Origin of the sequence: Amycolatopsis sp. NPDC059027, assembly GCF_042739735.1 — a bacterium.
GTDB lineage: Bacteria > Actinomycetota > Actinomycetes > Mycobacteriales > Pseudonocardiaceae > Amycolatopsis.
The window spans coordinates 1-18,470 of record NZ_JBHYIK010000119.1 but is presented as its reverse complement, the minus strand read 5'-3'; the positions used below and the strand labels follow the sequence as shown (position 1 = coordinate 18,470).

Sequence of the window (18,470 nt, the reverse complement as noted above, 5' to 3'; positions counted from 1 at the left end):
CGGCGGCACTCCGACAGATACACCGCCGACTTGTCCTTGTTGTCACCGACCGAGGTGAGCAACGCCGCCATGTACTCCGCGGTGAAATTCGCCTTCAGATACGCCGTCCAGTAGCCGACGAGCGCGTATCCGGCGGCGTGCGACTTGTTGAACGCGTACCCGGCGAACGGCAGAATGGTGTCCCACAAGGCTTGTACCGCCTCGTCGGAGAAACCATTGGCGCGCATGCCCGCCTGAAAACCCTCGAACTCCTTTTCGAGGACGTCTTTCTTCTTCTTGCCCATGGCCTTGCGCAGCACGTCGGCCCGCCCCATCGAGAAGCCCGCGACACGCTGGGCGATCTTCATGATCTGCTCCTGATACACGACCAAGCCGTGGGTTTCGGCGAGGATGTCGGCCAGCGGCTCCGCGAGTTCCGGGTGGATCGGGACGATGGCCTGGCGCCCGTTCTTGCGGTCGGCGTAGTTGTTGTGCGTGTTCATCGCCATCGGGCCGGGCCGGTAGAGCGCGTTGACCGCGATGATGTCGTCGAAGCCCGTCGGCCGCATCCGGCGCAGGAGGTCACGCATCGCGCCGCCGTCGAGCTGGAACACGCCGAGGCTTTCCCCGCGTTCCAGTAGCCGATACGTCGCTTCGTCCCCGACGCCGAGGGTGTCGAGATCGATGTCGGCGCCGCGGTTGGCCTTGATGTTGTCGATGGCGTCGCCGATGACGGTGAGGTTCCGCAGGCCGAGGAAGTCCATCTTCAGCAGGCCGATGGCCTCGCACGACGGGTAGTCCCAGCCGGTGATGATCGCGCCGTCGTCCCGGCGCCACAAGGGAATCGCGTCGACGAGCGGGTCGGCCGACATGATCACGGCGCAGGCGTGCACGCCCGCGTTGCGGATCAGGCCTTCGAGGCCGCGGGCGGTCTCGAAGATCGTCTTGCACTCTTCGTCGGTCTCGACCAGCGCGCGGACCTCGGCGGCTTCGCCGTAGCGCTCGTGCTTGGCGTCGACGATGCCCGAAAGCGGGATGTCCTTCGCCGCGACGGGCGGGGGAAGCGCTTTCGAGATCCGGTCGGCGATGGCATAGCCGGGTTGTCCGAAGTGGACACGGGCCGCGTCCTTGATCGCCGCCTTGGTCTTGATCTTGCCGAAGGTGATGACCTGGGCGACCCGGTCGGCACCGTACTTTTCGGTGGCGTAGCGCACCATCTCGCCGCGGCGCCGGTCGTCGAAGTCCATGTCGATGTCCGGCATGGACACGCGCTCGGGGTTGAGGAACCGTTCGAACAGCAGGCCCAGCTCGATCGGGTCGAGGTTCGTGATGCCCAGCGCGTAGGCCACCAGCGAACCGGCGGCCGAACCGCGGCCCGGCCCCACCCGGATGTTCACGCCGCGCGCGTAGTTCATCAGGTCCGCGGTGATGAGGAAGTACGCGGGAAATCCTTTCTGGACGATGACGTCGATTTCGTACCCGGCTCGTTCGAGGTAGGCGTCCGGGATTCCGTCCGGGAGCCGCCAGTTCAGGCCGTCCGTGACCTGCGCGCGGAGCCAGCTCTCGGCGGTGTGTCCATCCGGGACGGTGAACACCGGCATGCGGTCTTTGTGGGCGTAGACGTCTTCGTAGGATTCGACGCTCTCGGCGATCAGCAGGGTGGAGTCGGCGGCACCGGGGACCTCCTTGTCCCAGTACTCCCGCATCTCCGCCGCCGACTTGAGGTAGTAACCGTCCCCGTCGAACTTGAACCGCGTCGGATCATTCAGCGTCTTACCCGCCTGCACACACAACAACGCCGAGTGCGTGTCCGCCTGATCCTTCGTCACATAGTGCGAGTCGTTGGTGGCCAGCGGCTTGAGATCCAGCAACCGGCCCACCTCCAGCAGACCCTCACGCACCGACCGCTCGATCGGCAGGCCGTGGTCCATCAGCTCGAGGAAGAAGTTGTCGGCGCCGAAGATGTCCTTGTAATCCGACGCCGCCTGAATGGCCTCCTGCCGCTGGCCCAGCCGGAGCCGGGTCTGCACCTCACCCGAGGGGCACCCCGTCGTCGCGATGATCCCCTCGTGGTTCTCGGAGATCAGCTCACGGTCCATCCGCGGCTTCCGGTAATACCCCTGCATGCTGGCCAGCGACGACAGCTTGAACAGGTTCCGCAGCCCGGTGGCGTTCCGCGCCAGCATGGTCATGTGCGTATACGCACCGGCGCCCGAGACGTCACCACCCTCACCGAACTCATCCGAACCCCGCTGATTCGCCTGCCCCCAGAACACCGGCTTCTTGTGAAACCGCGACTCCGGCGCGATATACGCCTCGATCCCGATGATCGGCTTGATGCCATGCTTGCGCGACTGCTGATAGAACTCGTCCCCGCCATACATGTTCCCGTGATCGGTCATCCCCACCGCGGGCATCCCCAACCGCGCCGCCTCCCCGAACAACGGAGCGATCTTCGCCGCACCATCGAGCATCGAATACTCGGTGTGGACATGCAGGTGCACGAACGGATCCACGGCGCCACGCCTCCTGGTTGTACAGTCGTCCCGGTCAGGGCATTGGAACCGAGACACGGCAACCCTGTCCAACAACGGACACGCGGGGAGGCACAACCGATGGTTGTCGGAGACAGCGGAGTGGAGCTGGACCTCGGCGCGGTCCGCGCGTTCGTCGCGGTGGCCGAAGACCGGCACTTCGGCGACGCGGCCGCCCGGCTCGGGCTGAGCCAGCAGGCGATCTCGAAGCGCGTCGCGAAGCTCGAGACCGACCTCGGTGCGAGCCTGCTCCACCGGTCACGCGCCGGGACGGACCTCACCACCGACGGCGAGCTGTTCCTCGGCTACGCCCGCGCGCTGCTCGGGATCGCCGATCAGGCCACCGGGCTGCTGCTGAACCGGCGCCGCGCGCTGCGCGTCGACGTGCTCGGCACGCGGCTGTCCACGACCGAGCTGGTCCGGAAGTTCCACGAGGCGAACGAGGACGTGGCGATCGACATCGTCACCTCGAACGGGCTGCGCAGCGCTCGGACCACACTCCCCAGTGGACAGATCGACGCCGCCTTCGCCCGCGTCGTCGGCGAGCTCGACGAGGCCATCGAGCACACCCCCGCGCACATGGACCGCATGCAGGTCGTCGTCGGCCGCGGGCACCGCTTCGCCCGGCGCCGGCAGATCCGGCTGGCCGAACTGGCGGGCCTGACCGCGTGGATGCCCGGCAACGGCGGGGACAGCGAATGGGCCGACTACTACCGGGAGTTTTCGGCGGCCTTCGACGTCGGGATCGACGTCTCGGGCCCGAACTTCGGCTTCGAACACCTGCTGGACGTGGTGGGGAACTCCGGCGACCGGCTCAGCTTCGTGGGGGAGGGGATCCGGGTCCCGTGGCATCCGCGGATCGTGCGGCTCCCGATCGCCGACCCGACACCGGTGTTCCCGCATTCGCTGCTGTGGTACCGGCACAACCGGCATCCGGCGCTGCCCCGGCTGGTCGGCCACATCCGCCGCGGCTACGTCCCCTTCGACCCCCGGCGCGAATGGCTCCCCGAACCCGACCGCGCCGTGATCGCGTCCGGCCCGCCTGCGTGACGTACTAGGGCACTGACTTCAGGAAGAGGGATCGGGCCGGGTCCGTGCGCGTGGCGTCGACTCCGTTGCCCCCGGTGTAGTCGGCCTGCTCGCGGCTCGCCCAGTCCGGGATCGGGGTGCCGCCCTCGGCGAGATGCCGGTACCCGGCGCCGTCCCAGCCGAACTGGTAGACCCGGTTCCGGTCGGGATAGTACGGGACGAACGGTCCGTTGGCCGCGGTCTGTTTGGTCATCGTGTTGCCGAAGAAGACGTTCTGCGGTCCGGTGGCACCCGACCACTTCACGGCCTTCTTCCCCGCGCCCCACCAGATCGGGAACCACGCGGTCTCGTCGTCGTTCGCACCGCCCTCGCCACCGCATCGCGTGTGGCAGTTGCCCGGCTGGTGCTCGGCGGGCACCCGGACGGTGTTGAGTTCGAAGAGGTTGCGCCGCTCCCAGCCGCCGTGCAGGTTGACGTCGGAGTCGAAGTCGTTGCCGATCACGACGTTGTCCGAGGCCGACCACTGCAGCGTGAAATGCCGCAGGTTCCGTGTCACGTTGCCCGCGTAGACCGAATCCCACACCCGTGAGCCGCGCAGATATCCGTTGCCGCCCTTGCCCTTGTTCCATGCGCCGTCGAGGCTGTTGCCGACGACCTCGATGTTCTTGGCCTCTTCGGTGACGATCGGGTGCGAACCGGTGCGGTAGGTCGCGATCCCGCGGACCCAGGCGTTCACCGCCCACTTCAGCACGATGCCGTGCATCGCCTCGGCCGGGGCGAGATTGCCGTACTCGTGGGTCGGATCCTGGCCCGCCAGCGCGGGCATGTCCTGGCTGATATGGAAGTTCTCCAGCCCGACGCCGAGTACCGCATCGGCCAGCGGCGCCGCCTTGGAGTCGTACGCCTTGCCCTCGATCACCGGCGAACCGTCCGAAGTGGAATTGACGGGGACGTCGAACTCCAGCGGCTTGTCCAGGGTGAGCGTGTGCGCCGCCTCGTCCACCGCGGCGATCCCGAAGATCTGCTGTCGCATGTGGAGGTTCTGCAACTCGTGGTCGGTGGGCAGCGCCTGCTGCTGCTCGTAGAACTTCGTCGAGTTCGCCGCGCGCACGTTGACGTACCCGCCCTGCCGGAACGCGGTGAGCTTCGCCTTGCGGTCGAGGTGAACGACGGTTTCGCCGGTCCTCGCCGAAAACCCCGCGTCGCCCGGCTTCTCGGCGAGCTTCGCGCCCGCCTTCCAGTGCACGTTTACCGTGCCCTCGAACAGGTCCTTGCGATTGGCCGGCGCCGACGCGTAGTCCGCGCGGTAGTCCGGGTGGACCTCGCGGGACTGGACGCGGAACAGCCCGCGGCCCGGCCAGATCCAGCCGCCGCGCGCGTCCCCGGCCTTCATCGCGTCCTGGTCCCAGCTCGCGCCGTCCTTGTCCAGCTTGTCGTACCGGGTGTCCTTTCCCGGCCGGAAGACGAACCGCGTGCCCGACGCCGGATCCGCGCCCGCACCGCGGATCACGAGGTAGTCGGCGTCCACCGAGAGCTGTTTGGTGACGTCGAGGACGCCGGCGGGCAGCGAGATCAGTGACAGCCGCTCGTAGGACGCGGCGGGCGAGCAGTCACGTTTGACGTCGTCGATCGCCCGCTGCAGCCCGTCGCTGTCGTCGGTGTTGTCGCCCGGCTTCACCTGGTACCGCTCGGCCAGCGTCGCCGGGGTGATCCGGCAGCGGGTGTCCGGGGTGATCTCGCGGTCCCCGGGAAGCCCCTTGCCCTCGCGGTATCCCGCCTTGGACCAGTCGGGCAGGCCGGGCAGTGCCGGACGCCGGTTCGCGGGGCCGGTGTCCAGGGCGAGCGCGGCTTTCGGCGGCTCCGGAGCGGGGGGTGTCACCCACGGCTCCGGATGGGTTTCGGCCTGTTCCCGCTGCTCGTTGCCCGCGCCGTCCGAACCGGACACCACCGCGACCGTGACCGCGCCCGCGACCACCACCACCGCCGCGAGCGCGCCGATCACCACGTTCCTGCGCCGTGCCATGCCCCGTGCCCCCACTTCGTGCCCCCAGGCCGCTCCGGTGATCCGCGGCTGGTACACGATAGGACACCGCACCGGCCGTTCGTGGCGTTTCGGCGAAACGCTCGTGCTCAGCGGCGTTCGCGGGCGCGTTGCCCGGTGCGGCGGAACACCACGAAGAGCAGCCGCAGCCCCACCAGCGCGCTGATCACCAGCAGGTTGTAGCCGAACACGTGGTGCAGCGAGAGATCGGGCGCGATCAGCGGGCCGCCGGAACTCGCCAGCAGCAGCACCGCCATGAGCCCGGTCGCCGCGCCGAGCAGCGCCAGCATCGCCTCGTGCACCAGACCCGTCACGACGTCCTCGTCGCGTTTGTCGGAGAACAGCCGGACGTTGACCGACAACCGGCCTTCCTCCAGCGCGGCGCCGATCCGGTCCACCCGGCGTGGCAGCCTGCGCAGCACCGGGAGCAGGGCCATCACCTCGTTGACGGCCGTGCGGCGCAACGACTCCGGGCGCAGCCCGGCGCCGATCTGTTCGGCGGCGAACGATCGTGCCTCGGTGACCACGTCGAAATCCGGGGCCAGCGCGGCGAGTGTGCCCTCCACAGTGGCCAGTGCACGGAACACCGCCGCGATCGGCGGCGGCACGCTGAGCCGGAAGTCCGCCACCACCCGGAAAAGACCGGTGAACAGGTCGACGTCGGCGGTGCGGCCCGGCCCGAAGTGCTTGGCCACCAACGCGCCCAGCGCGCGTTCCAGTCGTTGCTCGTCGATCACCTCCGGCCGGTCGACGACCTCCAGCAGGCCGTCGCGCAGCCCGGCGGGGTCGCCGCGGTCCAAGGCCAGGATCAGGTTCTGCAGCCCCCCGCGCAGTCCCGCGTCCAGCCTGCCGACCGAGCCGAAGTCGAGCAGGCCCAGCCGCCCGTCGGTCAGCAGCAGCACGTTGCCGGGGTGCGGGTCGGCGTGGAAGACGCCGCCGACCATGACCTGGTCCAGCAGGCAGCGCAGCATCGACCGGGCGAGCGTGACGCGCTGCGGCGCGGGGATCGTGTCCCTGACCGAGGCGATCGGCTTGCCGACCAGCCTGCGCATGACCAGTACGCGCTCGGTGGACAGTGCTTTGTGGACGGTCGGCAACGCGACGTCCATTCCGGACTGCGCGGTCACCGCTTCGATGTTGCGGGCCTCGGTGCGGAAGTCCAGCTCCTCGGCCAGCGCCGCGGCGAACCCGTCGGCGAGGTCGATGACGCCCAGCGCGCGGGCCCAGTCCGCCCGCTCGTCCAGCGCGACCGCCACCCGGCGGACGATGTCGACGTCGCGCTCGGCCTGCTCCCGCACCTCCGGGCGCTGCACCTTGACCACGACGTCCTCGCCGTTCTTCAGTTTCGCCTGGTACACCTGGGCGATCGACGCGGCGGCCAGCGGCTCCGGGTCGAACTCGGCGAAGACGTCCTCGGGCTCGCCGCCGAGTTCGGCGCGCAGCACCGCGCGCACCGCCTCCGTGGGTGCGGGCCTGACCTGGTCCTGCAGTTTGCCCAGCTCCTCGACGAACACGGGCGGGAGCAGATCGGCGCGCGTGGAGAGCAACTGGCCGAGCTTGACGAACGTGACGCCGCCGTCCTCCAGCGCCCGCCGCAGCGACCGGGCGAGCGCGGCCTGCCGGCCGGGCGCCACGTCGGGTTCGCGGCGCCCGACGAGGTAACGGCCCAGCCCGTGCTTGATCGCGATCCGGGTGATCTGCGAATACCGGCGGCCCCGCGACACCTTGGTGCGGGCCGCGCGGACGAGGCTGAACAGGCCGCGCCCGGACCCGGCAGGCAGCGCCATCTCGGCGACGAACAGGAACACCAGCGTGGCGAGGAAGGCACAGCCCGCGAGCGGGATCAGCAGCCCGGCCGCGGCCGCGGGGCTGGCGGCCATCGACGGGGAGAACGCGCGGGCGACGGCGGCGGCCACCATCCACCCGAACGCGGCCCCGCACACCGCCCGCACGAACCCGATCCGCACGCCGAGCACCCGCCGCGAGGCGACGACGAGCGGCCACAACACCAGAGCGAGCAGGGGAATGCTGAGCAGGCTCAGCAGCAAGTTCTCCATCGGATCCCGAACGACGAGGCCCCGGTACCGGGCCGTGCGGAAGCGAGTAGATCACGCTCGCGTGCCCCCGCTTTCCCGCCCGAGCGGGATCGCTTTCCCGCTCGCGGGGGAGCGACCCCCGACAGGGCTGCCCCGGTGCGCTGGCCGCGCTGAAGGACGCCATCAGTGCACTCAACGCGCTGAAAGCGTCCTTCAACACCCTGGACGCAGGATGCGACAAGGGCGTCCCTCGGCTCACCCCGGGGTATCGGCTCCCTCCGGCGCGGGAGGGAGGCATCGGCGCGGCGGTGCTGGGAAGATCGGCCCGTGCGCGTGTTCCGCCCGCTGGTCGGCGGGGTGACCTACCGCCGCTGGGTGTACCTGATCCTCGGCGGCGCCATCAGCGTGCCCTACCTCCTCTTCGCCGCGGTGGCGATCCCCGCGGTCATGCCCTTCACCGCCTCGGAGGGCGCGGCGTTCGCCATCGCGTCGGCGATCACCGTCGCGGTGATGGTCGCGACGTCGTTCCTGCCCGCGGTGCGGGTCCTGGAGGTCACCGCGGTCCGCGAGCTGCTCGGCGATCCGGCGCCCGGTGCGCGGCCGCGGCCCCGAGACTGGCCGGGACGGCTGCGGTTCAGCGGGATGTTCCTGCTGCACGTGTGCACCGGCTTCGGCGTGAGCTTCGCCAGCCTCGCGATTCCCACGCTGGTGGGGCTCACGATCGCGGCCCCGTTCACCGGCAGGCTGCCCGCGGCCGAAGGCGGCGCCGACGTGCCGAAGGGCTGGGCTTCGGCGTGGGTCCCGGTGCTGTGCGTGCTCGCGCTGGTGACGCTGGTCTACGCCGTGTGGGCGATCGGGGCGGTGCTCACGAAGGTGGCGGCCCGCCTGCTCGGGCTGTCGGCCGCGGACCGGATCGCCGAACTGGAACGGCGTGCCGAGCGGCTCGCCGAACGCAACCGCCTGGCCAGGGAGCTGCACGACTCGGTGGGGCACGCGCTGTCGGTGGTCACCGTGCAGGCCGGCGCCGCCCGCCGCACCCTGCACACCGATCCCGAATTCACCGAACGCGCGCTGAGCGCCATCGAGGAGTCGGCCCGTACCGCCCTCGACGACCTCGACCACGTTCTCGGCCTCCTGCGCGAGGAAGCGGCGGGGAAGACACCACAGCCGGGACTGGCGGACCTTGATTCGCTGCTTTCGGCGACCCGGCTGGCGGGCACCGAGGTCGACGCCGAACTCGGCGGCGACGTCTCGGCCGTGCCGCCGGTGGTCTCCCGGGAGGTGTACCGGATCCTTCAGGAATGCCTGACCAACGCGGTGCGCCATGCCGGTAAGGTCCCGGTGACGGTCCGGGTCGGGATCGGGCCGGGGCGCCTCGATGCGACGGTGTCGAATCCGCTCGGCGCCGCGCCGCCGTCCGGCCGCACCGGGGGCGGCAGGGGCCTGCGGGGTATGACGGAGCGGGCGGCGGTGCTCGGCGGCGAGCTGAGCGCGGGGCCGGTGGGAGGACGGTGGGAAGTCGTGCTGAGGGTGCCATGGGGGAAAGCGTGAGCGGGCGGGTTTTGCTGGTCGACGACGAGCAGCTGATCAGGGCGGGTCTGCGGGCCATCGTGGACAGCGAACCGGATCTGGAGGTCGTCGGCGAGGCGGGCGACGGCGCCGAGGTGCCGGGCCTGGTCTCCCGGCTGGCACCGGACGTCGTGCTGATGGACGTGCGGATGCCCGCGGTGGACGGGATCAGGGCCACCACGCACCTGTTGTCCACTGTGGACAAACCGCCCAAGGTCATCGTGGTGACCACCTTCGAGAACGACGACTACGTCTACGACGCGCTGCTCGCCGGGGCGAGCGGTTTCCTGCTCAAGCGGGCCCGGCCGGAGGAGATCGTGGCCGCGATCCGGACTGTGCTGGCGGGTGAGTCGCTGCTGTTCCCGGCGGCGATCCGCCGGCTGGCCGCGGAGCATTCCCGCGGCTCGGCCCGTGACGGTCTCGCCGCGGCGGGGCTGACCGAACGCGAGCGGGACGTGCTGCGGCTGATGGCGGGTGGACTGTCCAATGTGGAGATCGCGGGCGAGCTGTTCCTCGGGGTCCAGACCGTGAAGACCCACGTCGGCAACGTCCTGGCGAAGCTCGGCGCGCGCGACCGCACGCAGGCGGTGATCCGGGCCTACGAATCCGGGTTCGTCACGCCGACTGGCTGACCGCGACGTCGCGCCCGATCCCGCGCAGCACGTCGACGCGGTCCGAGCCCGGCCTGCTCAGCACCCAGCTCGATCCCGGCACCGCCTTGGCCTGTTTCTTCAACGGGGCCAGCAGCCGCGAAGTGTCCCGATAGGACCCGATGGACCCGGTGGCGCACACCAGGGTCGCGAGCGAGACGGTGACCGGGAGCCCGTCGGCGGACCAGCGGCGGTCGAGCAGCGCGGCGGCGACGGTGCCGATCTCGTCGACGTCGCACACCACCAGGAAGTCGTCGCCGCCGACGTGGCTCACCCGCATCCGCGGCAGCCTCGACGCGAGGTCGGTCAGCGTCGCGCCGAGCGCGCGGATCAGGTCGTCACCCGCGGCGAACCCCGCGGTGTCGTTGACCGTCTTGAACGAGTCGATGTCCAGCCAGGCCGCCACGAACGACTCGCCGGTGGCGATCCGGCGGTCGACGTCGCGGGCCACCACCTCGCTGCCGGGCAGCCGGGTGAGCGGGTTGAGCGCGGCGGCTTCCTCGACCTTCACCTCGGCGACGCCGCGCACGACCTCGGTCACCAGCACGACACCGAGGCAGCGGCCCGTGCCGTCGACCACGACGACGTCGTCGCCGGTGCGGCTCCAGTCGGCGTCGGTGACCAGTTCGAGGAACTCCAGTGCGCCCGCGTCCGCCTGGATCATGTGCGGGTTGTCGGCGAGCCGGGCCGCGGGCCGCTTGGCGTGCAGCGCGTGCCCGTACATCCCGGTGACGGCCACCAGGAACCGGGTCCGGTTGATCGACCACTGTGGACGGTTGTCCGCGTCGACCCCGACCACGCCGGACGGCGCGTCGGCGGCGGCGAGCACCTCGCGGACGTCGTCGCACGTCGCCGTCTCCGGCAGCGTCGTCGCCGGGCGCACGAAGTCGCCGACACACGGCGCCTGCGGCGGGCCGGACGTCACCCGCTCGCCGGGCAGGATCGCGGCGGCCGGGCCGGTGCTCTGGGCGGGCGTGGGCGGCGCGAGCAGATGTCCCTGCGCGATCCGCACCCCGAGCCCGCGGGCGGCGTCGAGCTGCGCGTCGGTCTCGATGCCGGTCGCGACCAGCCGGATGCCGGTCCGCGACGTGTAGTGCAGCAGCGCCTCGACGACGGCGACCGCGGCCGGGTCGTCCGGGAGCCCGCGCAGCACCGTGCGGTCGAGCTTGACCAGGTCGATCGGGCTCGCCGCGAGCAGGCCGAGCGGCAGGTCGCCCCGGCCGAGCCCGTCGAGCGCGAGCCGGAAACCCTGCTCGGACAACGCTTGCATGCCGGCGAGCGCGCGCTCGGCGGGCAACTGGGAGAACGGCGGCCCGATCTCGAGCACGACGTCACGGGTGCGGCGGCCCGCGGCGCCGAGCTGGTGGACGAGCTCGGCGAACGCGCCGGGCGGCGCCGCGAGCGTGCGGGCGGAGAGGTTGAGGTGCAGCGGCAGTGGCGTGCGGCGCTCGGCTTCCTGGCGGACGGCGGTGACCGCGAGTGCGAGATCGACCTCGGCGAGCCGGCCTTCGCGGCGTGCCTCGGTGAGCAGCTCCTGTGCGGTTCCCTTGCCAGGACGGGCGAGTGCCTCGAACGCCACGATGCCGCCGGTGTGCAGGCTGTACATCGGCTGGAAGGCGAAGCGGATCGCGCTTGGCGACGTCACGGGTCCGATCGTGGCGCGTCCGGGGCCGAAACGAAACGGATGTCGACTGATGTTCATCGCTTGGGAACCCGGGTTCCCTACATCGGAGTAACGCCTTGACGGGAAGAGTTACGCCACGGTAAGCGATGCTAACGTTTGACTTATATAAGCGCAGCCTTTAGTGTAGTTTTCGCAGCTCACGCCATGAGGAGGAGTTTCGGTGATCGACGTCAGTCAGCAAATCAGTTCCGTCCGGCGCGAGGTCGGCGCCCGCGCGCTGGAGGCGGGCGAGGCCAGGGTGGTGACGATCGCCCGCACGTATGCGACCGATCTCGACGACGTCTGGGACGCCTGCACCAACGCCGAGCGCATCCCGCGCTGGTTCCTGCCGATCACCGGCGAGCTGCGCCTCGGCGGGCACTACCAGCTGGAGGGCAACGCGGGTGGCACGATCGAGCGCTGTGATCCCCCGAAAGGGTTCGCGGCGACCTGGGAGATCGGCGGGGCGGTCAGCTGGATCGAGCTGAAGCTGAGCGCGACGCCCGAGGGGACCCTGTTCCAGCTGGATCACATCGCCCCGGTCAGTGAGCACTGGGAAAAGTACGGCCCCGCCGCGACCGGGGTCGGCTGGGACATGATGATCATGGGTCTCACCCTGCACCTCGACGGCGGCGCGGCGGTCGATCCGGCGGAGGCAATGGCGTGGCAGACCTCGGGCGAGGGCAAGGATTTCGTCGCGCAGAGCAGCGAACAGTGGTATCAGGCCGACGTCGCATCGGGCGAGGACAAGGCCCTCGCGCGCAAGCGGGCGGACAACACCTTCGCGTTCTACACGGGGGCACCGGAGGCCTGAGGTCACCCGATCAGGTGGCGCTTGATCCGCCAGGGCGCGGCACCGAAGATCCGCAGCATCGCGGCCGACGTCCCCGCCAGGTTCTCGCGCCCTGAGGTGAAAGCACGCTGGGCCTCGATGGGCAGCGCGAAGAAGAGGTCGAAGAACTCCGGGACCTGGGCCGGTGCGAGGCCGCGCAGCGCGCGGAGGGCGTGCCCGCGAAGGCGATGCACGGCCAGTGCCGCGGGCGGCCAGAGGTCCGCGTACGCGGCGGTGCTCGCCGCGAGCGGGCCGCGGGGAAGCGTTTCCGCGAGCGTGGCCGCGAGTTTCGGGGCCAGCCGAAGCGTGGTGGCGACGCTGTACCCGGTGGCGGGATGGACGAACCCGGCCGCGACCCCGAACGGGATCACCCGCCGCGGCCGGGGGAACGGCGGGTCCAGGACGATGCGGACGCGTTCCTCGCGGCCGTCGGCCGGGACACCGGCGTGTGCGAGGCGGGCACGCAGGCGTGCGGCGAGGACGTCGATCCCCAGCCCCGGACGGCGAGCCAGCGACGTCTCCTCCAGCAGCACCGTGCCGTCGCCGAGCGGAAGGGCGTAGAGGAAAGTCGGGTCCGCGCCGGTGGTCCCGCGCCAATCCATGAACACCGCGGTGTCTCCGGGCACCAGCCGCCGCGCCGCGTCCGCGGGGAGCACGAGACCGTAGGCCGTCTGTTCCGTGTGGACACCGGGAGACGGGCCGCCGGTGAGCACGCGACGTACTCCGGAGGCGTCGACGACCACGCCCGCGCGGCGTTCGAGGCCGTCGGCGAACCGGACGGTGCTGCCGTGCCGGTCGTGCTCGGCGGTGACGGCGGTGCCGGTGATCACCTCGATGCCCGGGACGGTCAGGTGCTCGGCGAGACGGTCGTTGTCCACCACGAGATAGCGGCGGTCCAGCCGGTGCTCCCGGGTTCCTGAGGCGAGGACCGTGCGAGGCGCGGACGCGACGGCGGATTCCGGGAACTCCGGGACTTCGTCGGCCCAGAGCCCGTACGTCGCGGGCCAGCGGCGGAACGGGTCCGGGGCGGCGAGCGCGGTGCGCAGCCCCCGCCGGACGCAGGCCGCGGCCAGCGCCCAGCCCGCCGGACCGGCCCCCGCGATCAGCACGTCCACCACGTCCCGATCCTCCCAGACGCCGAAGGGGACTTTCCTCGCACGGGATGAGCTGAAGGGCGCTTTCCTCACGTCGCACGCGACGAAAGCGCCCTTCAGCTCGCGCGCCCGCGCGGAGGAACGCACGCGTGACGGATACGGTAGGACGCATGGATCAGACGGACCCCAGGGCGGCGCGCCGGGATCCCGCCGGTTCCGGCGGGTTCACCGACCTGGCCACCAGCGCGTTCCGAGTGGACCGTGACCGCATCGCCGCGTCGCCCTTCTTCGCCCGGCTCGGCGGCGTGACGCAGGTGGTCAGCGCGGGCGGGTCCGGCCTGCTGCACAACCGGCTCACGCACAGCCTCAAGGTCGCGCAGGTCGCCCGGGCGATCGCGGAGCGGATCGGCGCGTCCAGCGACTCCGCCGAGCTGGCCGCGAAGCTCGGCGGCTGCGACCCCGACGTCGCCGAGGCCGCCGCGCTCGCGCACGACCTCGGGCATCCGCCGTTCGGGCACCTCGGCGAGCAGACGCTCGACCGCATCGCCCGCCACCGGTTCGGTCTCGCCGACGGCTTCGAGGGCAACGCGCAGACCTTCCGCATCCTCACCACCACCGACGTGCGCGGCCCGTCCGCGGTCGGGCTCGACCTCACCGCCGCGGTCCGCGCGGCGGTGCTGAAGTACCCGTGGGCGCGGCTGCACTTCCCGGACCCGCATCCCTCGCAGCTGCCGATCCCGCCGCGCGGCGCGACCGAACCGGGCAGCGCACCCGGCACCGGCGTGAGCAAGTTTTCCGCCTACTGCACCGAACTCGACGACTTCGCGCAGGCGCGGGCGCCGTTCGCCGGCCGGATCGAGGGCTGGCAGCAGACCGTCGAAGCGTCCGTAATGGACACCGCCGACGACATCGCCTACGCCATCCACGACCTCCAGGACTTCCACCGCATCGGCGTGCTCCAGCACGCGCCGGTCGCCGCCGAACTGGGGGAGTGGCTCGCGCACGCCCTCGAACTCGCCACCCTCGACGACGCGACGCTGGAGGCCGACCAGCGGCGTCCCGGGCGGTCGCTGGAGCGGCTGCGCCGCCGCATGCACGCCAAGGACGCCTGGATCGTCGACGACGACGCGTTCGCCAGTGCCGTCGCGCGAGTCCACTCCGAACTCGTCGACGGTCTGCTCGCCGGTGCGTTCGACGGCTCCATCGAGGCGGAGCAGGCGACGGCGGCGTTCTCCACGGGCTGGACGGCGCGCCTGGTCGACGGTGTGTTCGTGCTGGCGACGCCGCCGACCCGGTCCGGGCACGTGACCCTGCGTCCCGCTCAGTGGCACGAGGTCCAGGTGCTCAAGTTCGTGCACCGCCGGTTCGTGCTGCTGCGTCCCGATCTCGCGCTGCACCAGCGCGGCCAGGCCAGTCTCGTCGCGACACTCGTGGACGCGCTCGACGCCTGGCTGCTCGACCGCGACGAGGTTTCCCGGCTGCCGCGCCGGTTGCACGACCTCGTCGAGCTCGCGCACGCCGAATACGCCGCACTCGCCAGGGAAACTCCCGAACTGCTCGTAGGTGCGACGGGCGAACCGATGAACGGTGCCGACGCGGTGCGCGGCCTCGCCAGGGGACGTGCCGTGATCGACTTCGTCGCCTCGCTCACCGACAAACAGGCGGTGACACTCCTGGACGCGCTGTCCGGCCGGGCTTCGCAGCCGTGGTCGGATTCCTTCGTGCTCTGAGGCGGCGCGGGCCTGTCCTCGCGCGGCCGGCCCGGGTCGCCGATCGGGTGCGGGTGTCCCGCACGATACTGATCCATCCGCCCGTCCTTCTGCGCTGAACGGCCTACACCTTCTGGCGGCGAACGGAAAATATCCGTCCGCTGTCACTCGAACGGCTGCTGTTGACCGTGGACGGACGGTACCTAGCCTGGTTCAGCCGGTGATCACCGGCATTGGCCAGCGTGAGTCGGGGCACGCGCCTGGAGAATCGGAGGCGCACGTGCGTCGAAGCCGTTCCCTGAAACGAAGAACCACCGTACTGGCCGCCGGTGCCGCGCTCGTCGCCGCGCTCGGCGTGGTGACCCCGCCGGTCGCCGGGGCAGCCGAGTCCACACCGGATTCGTTCGCCGAGAACTCCGCCCGCCAGATCGCCGCGCTGCAGGCGGTCAAGACCGGGCAGTCCGCCGCCGAATCCAAAGTAGACAGCAAACTGCTTGTCGACACGAAGATCCGCGAGCGCCGCCTGAACGCCTCGGCCGTGCCCGCGTTGCAGTCTGGGGCCGAGATCTCCCCGTCGGGGACCGCGCTGGTCGACATCCGCGCGACGAAGGTGTCCGACGGGCTCATCGCCGAACTGACCAAGGCGGGGGCGGGAATCCGCGCGGTGTCCGAGCGGCTGGCGAGCATCCGGGCCGAGGTACCGCTCGCCGCGCTCACCGGAATCGCCGCGCGAGAAGACGTCAAGAAGGTCGAAGCCGCCGACGAGGCCATGACCGCACGTCAGCACGCGGTGCCGGGCAGCCAGGGCACGAGCACCGCGAAACCGGCGGAAACCAAGCAGCAGAAGGCGGATCGGCTCGCCACGGAACTGCGCAAGGCACAGGAGAACAAGAACGCGGCGGCCGCGACGATCACCAGCGAAGGTGACCGCGCGCACAACGCCGACCTCGCGCGCCAGCAGTTCGGCGTCACCGGTGTCGGGGTGAAGGCGTGCGCGTTGTCCGACGGCGTCGACTCGCTGGCCGTCTCGCAGGCCAAGGGCGAGCTGCCGGCGAACGTCGACGTCATCGCCGGCCAGGAGGGCAGTGGCGACGAGGGCACCGCGATGCTCGAGATCATCCACGATCTCGCGCCCAACGCGGAGCTCGGGTTCGCCACCGCGTTCAACTCCGACGCGAGCTTCGCCGACAACATCCGCAAGCTCCGCTTCGAATCGCACTGCGACGTGATCGTGGACGACGTCTTCTACTTCAAGGAGTCGCCGTTCCAGGACTGGATCATCGCCCAGGCGGTGAACGACGTGACCGCCGCGGGCGCGCTCTACTTCTCCTCGGCCGGTAACGAGGGCAGCGTGCTCGACGGGACTTCCGGGCACTGGGAAGGCGATTTCGTCGACTCCGGCAAGGGAGTCGCGAAATACGCCGGAACAGCGCACAACTTCGCGGGTTCGGCCGGGACGCAGATCTTCGAGCCGATCTCGGCGGGTACCGGCGCGGTGCCCGTGACGCTGTTCTGGTCCGACCCGCTCGGCGCGTCGAACAACGACTACGACCTCTACCTGCTCGACGCCAAGGGCAACGTGGTCACGTTCAGCCAGAACAACCAGACCGGCACCCAGGACCCCTACGAGCGGCTGAACACCACGGGCGTGTCCGGGCTGCGGCTGGCGATCGTCAAGTTCTCCGGCGCGAACCGGTATCTGTCGCTTTCCGCGCTGCGCGGCCGTTTCGCGGACTCCGCTGACGGTCTCAAGGCCTACACCACGCCGGGTATGACGTCCGGGCATTCGGCGGCACGCGCCGCGTTCGGGGTCGCGGCGGCCCCGGCGGCGAAGGCGTTCGGCAGGCCGCTCGAACCCGGTGACCCGGCCAACCCCGCCGGGCCGTTCCCCGGCTCGTTCTCCGGCGCCACCAAGGTCGAACGGTTCTCTTCGGACGGTCCGCGGCGGGTGTTCTACCAGGCCGACGGGACGCCGATCACGCCGGGCAACGTGTCCTCGACCGGTGGCGAGGTCCGGCAGAAGCCGGAAATCACCGCCGCGGACGGCGTCCGGACCTCGGTGACCGGGTTCGACCCGTTCTTCGGCACCTCCGCCGCCGCGCCGCACGCGGCCGCGATCGCGAGCCTCGTGCTGTCCGGCAACCCCGGTCTGTCCACAGCGGACGTCCGGGAAGCGTTGCTCGCCACCGCCGTCGACATCGAGACCCCTGGCAAGGACAACACCAGTGGCGCCGGGATCCTGCTCGCGGACAAGGTGCTCTCCTACACCGGAGCCAGCCCGCAGCCGCTGGCTTTCGCGAAACAGCCGACGGTGACGCCGCCGAACGGCGCTTCGGCGCTCAACCCGGGTGACACCGCGACGGTGTCGCTGCCGGTCACCAACACCGGGGACGGCGCCGCCGTTTCCACCAGCGTGGTGCTCAGCAGCCCGACGCCGGGCGTCGCGATCGCGCCGCGGTCGAAGTCCTACGGCACGATCAGCCCCGGGCAGACCGGCGTCAACGACTTCACCGTCACCGTCCCGGCGACGCACGAGGTCGGCGTGCCGGTGGTGCTGAACGCGAAGGTCACCTTCGCGGGCTCGCTTTCGCCGAAGACAGCGCGGTTCTCGGTGCCGGTCGGCACGCCGTCCCCGGTGGCCAAGGACTTCGCCTACACCGGTGACGCGGTCGCCGTCCCGGACAACAACCCGCTCGGCGCGTCGGTGCCGATCACGGTGAGCGGGGTCGGGCGGGCGTCGAAGGTGACGCTCTCGGTCGACGGCACGGTCTGCGGCACCGATCCGAAGTCGACGACGGTGGGGCTCAACCACTCGTACGTCGGTGACCTGGTCGGCACGCTGACCGCGCCGTCGGGGGCCAAGGCCACGGTGTTCAGCCGCACCGGGACCTCGGGCAAGAACCTGTGCCAGGTCGTCTTCGCCGACGCTGCTGCCAAGCCGTACAGCTCGCTGACGTCGGCCAACGCGCCGTTCACCGGCACCTGGCGGCCCGCGGCGAACTTCGGCGCGGCGCTGGGCGCCGTGGCCGCGGATGGGACGTGGACGTTCACCGTTGCGGACGTCGCCGGTGGCGACACCGGCTCCATCCGGGCGGTCTCGTTGCACGTCAACGGGTTCGAGCACCCCGCCGCCGAACGCCCGGCCGAGCTGCACCCGGTCGTGACCAACGGCCCCGTCCACCCGGTCTAGACCCGCCACGCGACGAGCGCCCCAATGTGGCATTGGGTGCGCTCAACGCACCCAATGTGGCGGGGGGGGGGGGGTGGCGGGCGCGCGGCACCCCCCGCTCCCGGGGGCCCAGCCGCCGCCCAGCGCTGCGACCCACGCCGGCTG

The 18,470-nt window shown here is 70.9% G+C and carries 11 protein-coding genes; 6 read left to right on the top strand and 5 right to left on the bottom strand.

The window, feature by feature from the left end:
• Window positions 1–2,453: DNA polymerase III subunit alpha (gene dnaE, locus ACFWY9_RS42960; protein ID WP_378341605.1), on the bottom strand; the 2,453-nt coding region annotated here is incomplete at its 3' end.
• A 141-nt stretch (window positions 2,454–2,594) separates the two neighbouring features.
• On the opposite strand from dnaE, the gene ACFWY9_RS42955 reads away from it, so the two are divergent.
• Window positions 2,595–3,563 carry a LysR family transcriptional regulator gene (locus ACFWY9_RS42955; protein ID WP_378341604.1) on the top strand — a complete coding sequence of 323 codons (969 nt, stop codon included), beginning with the start codon at window positions 2,595–2,597 and terminating at the stop codon, window positions 3,561–3,563.
• A 4-nt stretch (window positions 3,564–3,567) separates the two neighbouring features.
• Here the strand turns inward: ACFWY9_RS42955 and ACFWY9_RS42950 are convergent, their stop codons facing one another.
• Both ACFWY9_RS42950 and ACFWY9_RS42945 read right to left on the bottom strand, forming a co-directional pair.
• Entirely contained in the window at window positions 3,568–5,565 is a 1,998-nt protein-coding gene (locus ACFWY9_RS42950) for a hypothetical protein (protein WP_378341603.1), read from the bottom strand.
• A gap of 107 nt (window positions 5,566–5,672) precedes the next feature.
• Complete coding sequence (locus ACFWY9_RS42945; RefSeq protein WP_378331569.1) at window positions 5,673–7,640, bottom strand: ABC1 kinase family protein; 1,968 nt, start codon at window positions 7,638–7,640, stop codon at window positions 5,673–5,675.
• 306 nt (window positions 7,641–7,946) lie between these two features.
• Between ACFWY9_RS42945 and ACFWY9_RS42940 the strand changes: the two genes are divergently transcribed.
• Together ACFWY9_RS42940 and ACFWY9_RS42935 are read left to right on the top strand one after the other, a co-directional pair.
• A complete protein-coding gene (locus tag ACFWY9_RS42940; protein ID WP_378341602.1) occupies window positions 7,947–9,170 on the top strand; it encodes a sensor histidine kinase in 1,224 nt (407 codons plus the stop codon).
• Window positions 9,167–9,820: a response regulator gene (locus ACFWY9_RS42935; protein ID WP_378331567.1), complete on the top strand. Its 654-nt coding sequence runs from the start codon at window positions 9,167–9,169 to the stop codon at window positions 9,818–9,820. The genes ACFWY9_RS42940 and ACFWY9_RS42935 overlap by 4 nt, the downstream gene beginning before the upstream one ends.
• Here ACFWY9_RS42935 and ACFWY9_RS42930 read toward each other — a convergent pair.
• Complete coding sequence (locus ACFWY9_RS42930; protein ID WP_378341601.1) at window positions 9,804–11,483, bottom strand: GGDEF domain-containing protein; 1,680 nt, start codon at window positions 11,481–11,483, stop codon at window positions 9,804–9,806. The two genes, ACFWY9_RS42935 and ACFWY9_RS42930, sit on opposite strands and share 17 nt — an antisense overlap.
• A gap of 199 nt (window positions 11,484–11,682) precedes the next feature.
• Between ACFWY9_RS42930 and ACFWY9_RS42925 the strand changes: the two genes are divergently transcribed.
• On the top strand, window positions 11,683–12,315 hold the full coding sequence (locus ACFWY9_RS42925) for an SRPBCC family protein (protein WP_378331565.1): 633 nt from the start codon (window positions 11,683–11,685) through the stop codon (window positions 12,313–12,315).
• A 2-nt stretch (window positions 12,316–12,317) separates the two neighbouring features.
• Here the strand turns inward: ACFWY9_RS42925 and ACFWY9_RS42920 are convergent, their stop codons facing one another.
• Window positions 12,318–13,451 (bottom strand): lycopene cyclase family protein, encoded by a 1,134-nt coding sequence (locus tag ACFWY9_RS42920; RefSeq protein ID WP_378331564.1) that lies wholly within the window; start codon window positions 13,449–13,451, stop codon window positions 12,318–12,320.
• A gap of 146 nt (window positions 13,452–13,597) precedes the next feature.
• Between ACFWY9_RS42920 and ACFWY9_RS42915 the strand changes: the two genes are divergently transcribed.
• Window positions 13,598–15,157: a deoxyguanosinetriphosphate triphosphohydrolase family protein gene (locus ACFWY9_RS42915; RefSeq protein ID WP_378331563.1), complete on the top strand. Its 1,560-nt coding sequence runs from the start codon at window positions 13,598–13,600 to the stop codon at window positions 15,155–15,157.
• A gap of 259 nt (window positions 15,158–15,416) precedes the next feature.
• Entirely contained in the window at window positions 15,417–18,326 is a 2,910-nt protein-coding gene (locus ACFWY9_RS42910) for a S8 family serine peptidase (protein ID WP_378341600.1), read from the top strand.
• Window positions 18,327–18,470: the final 144 nt, after the last annotated feature.

Bases quoted from the DNA above. Each gene is read 5' to 3' on its own strand.
- ACFWY9_RS42955 (WP_378341604.1), top strand. From the start codon at position 2,595: ATGGTTGTCGGAGACAGCGGAGTGGAGCTGGACCTCGGCGCGGTCCGC.
- ACFWY9_RS42950 (WP_378341603.1), bottom strand. From the start codon at position 5,565: ATGGCACGGCGCAGGAACGTGGTGATCGGCGCGCTCGCGGCGGTGGTG.
- ACFWY9_RS42945 (WP_378331569.1), bottom strand. From the start codon at position 7,640: ATGGAGAACTTGCTGCTGAGCCTGCTCAGCATTCCCCTGCTCGCTCTG.
- ACFWY9_RS42915 (WP_378331563.1), top strand. From the start codon at position 13,598: ATGGATCAGACGGACCCCAGGGCGGCGCGCCGGGATCCCGCCGGTTCC.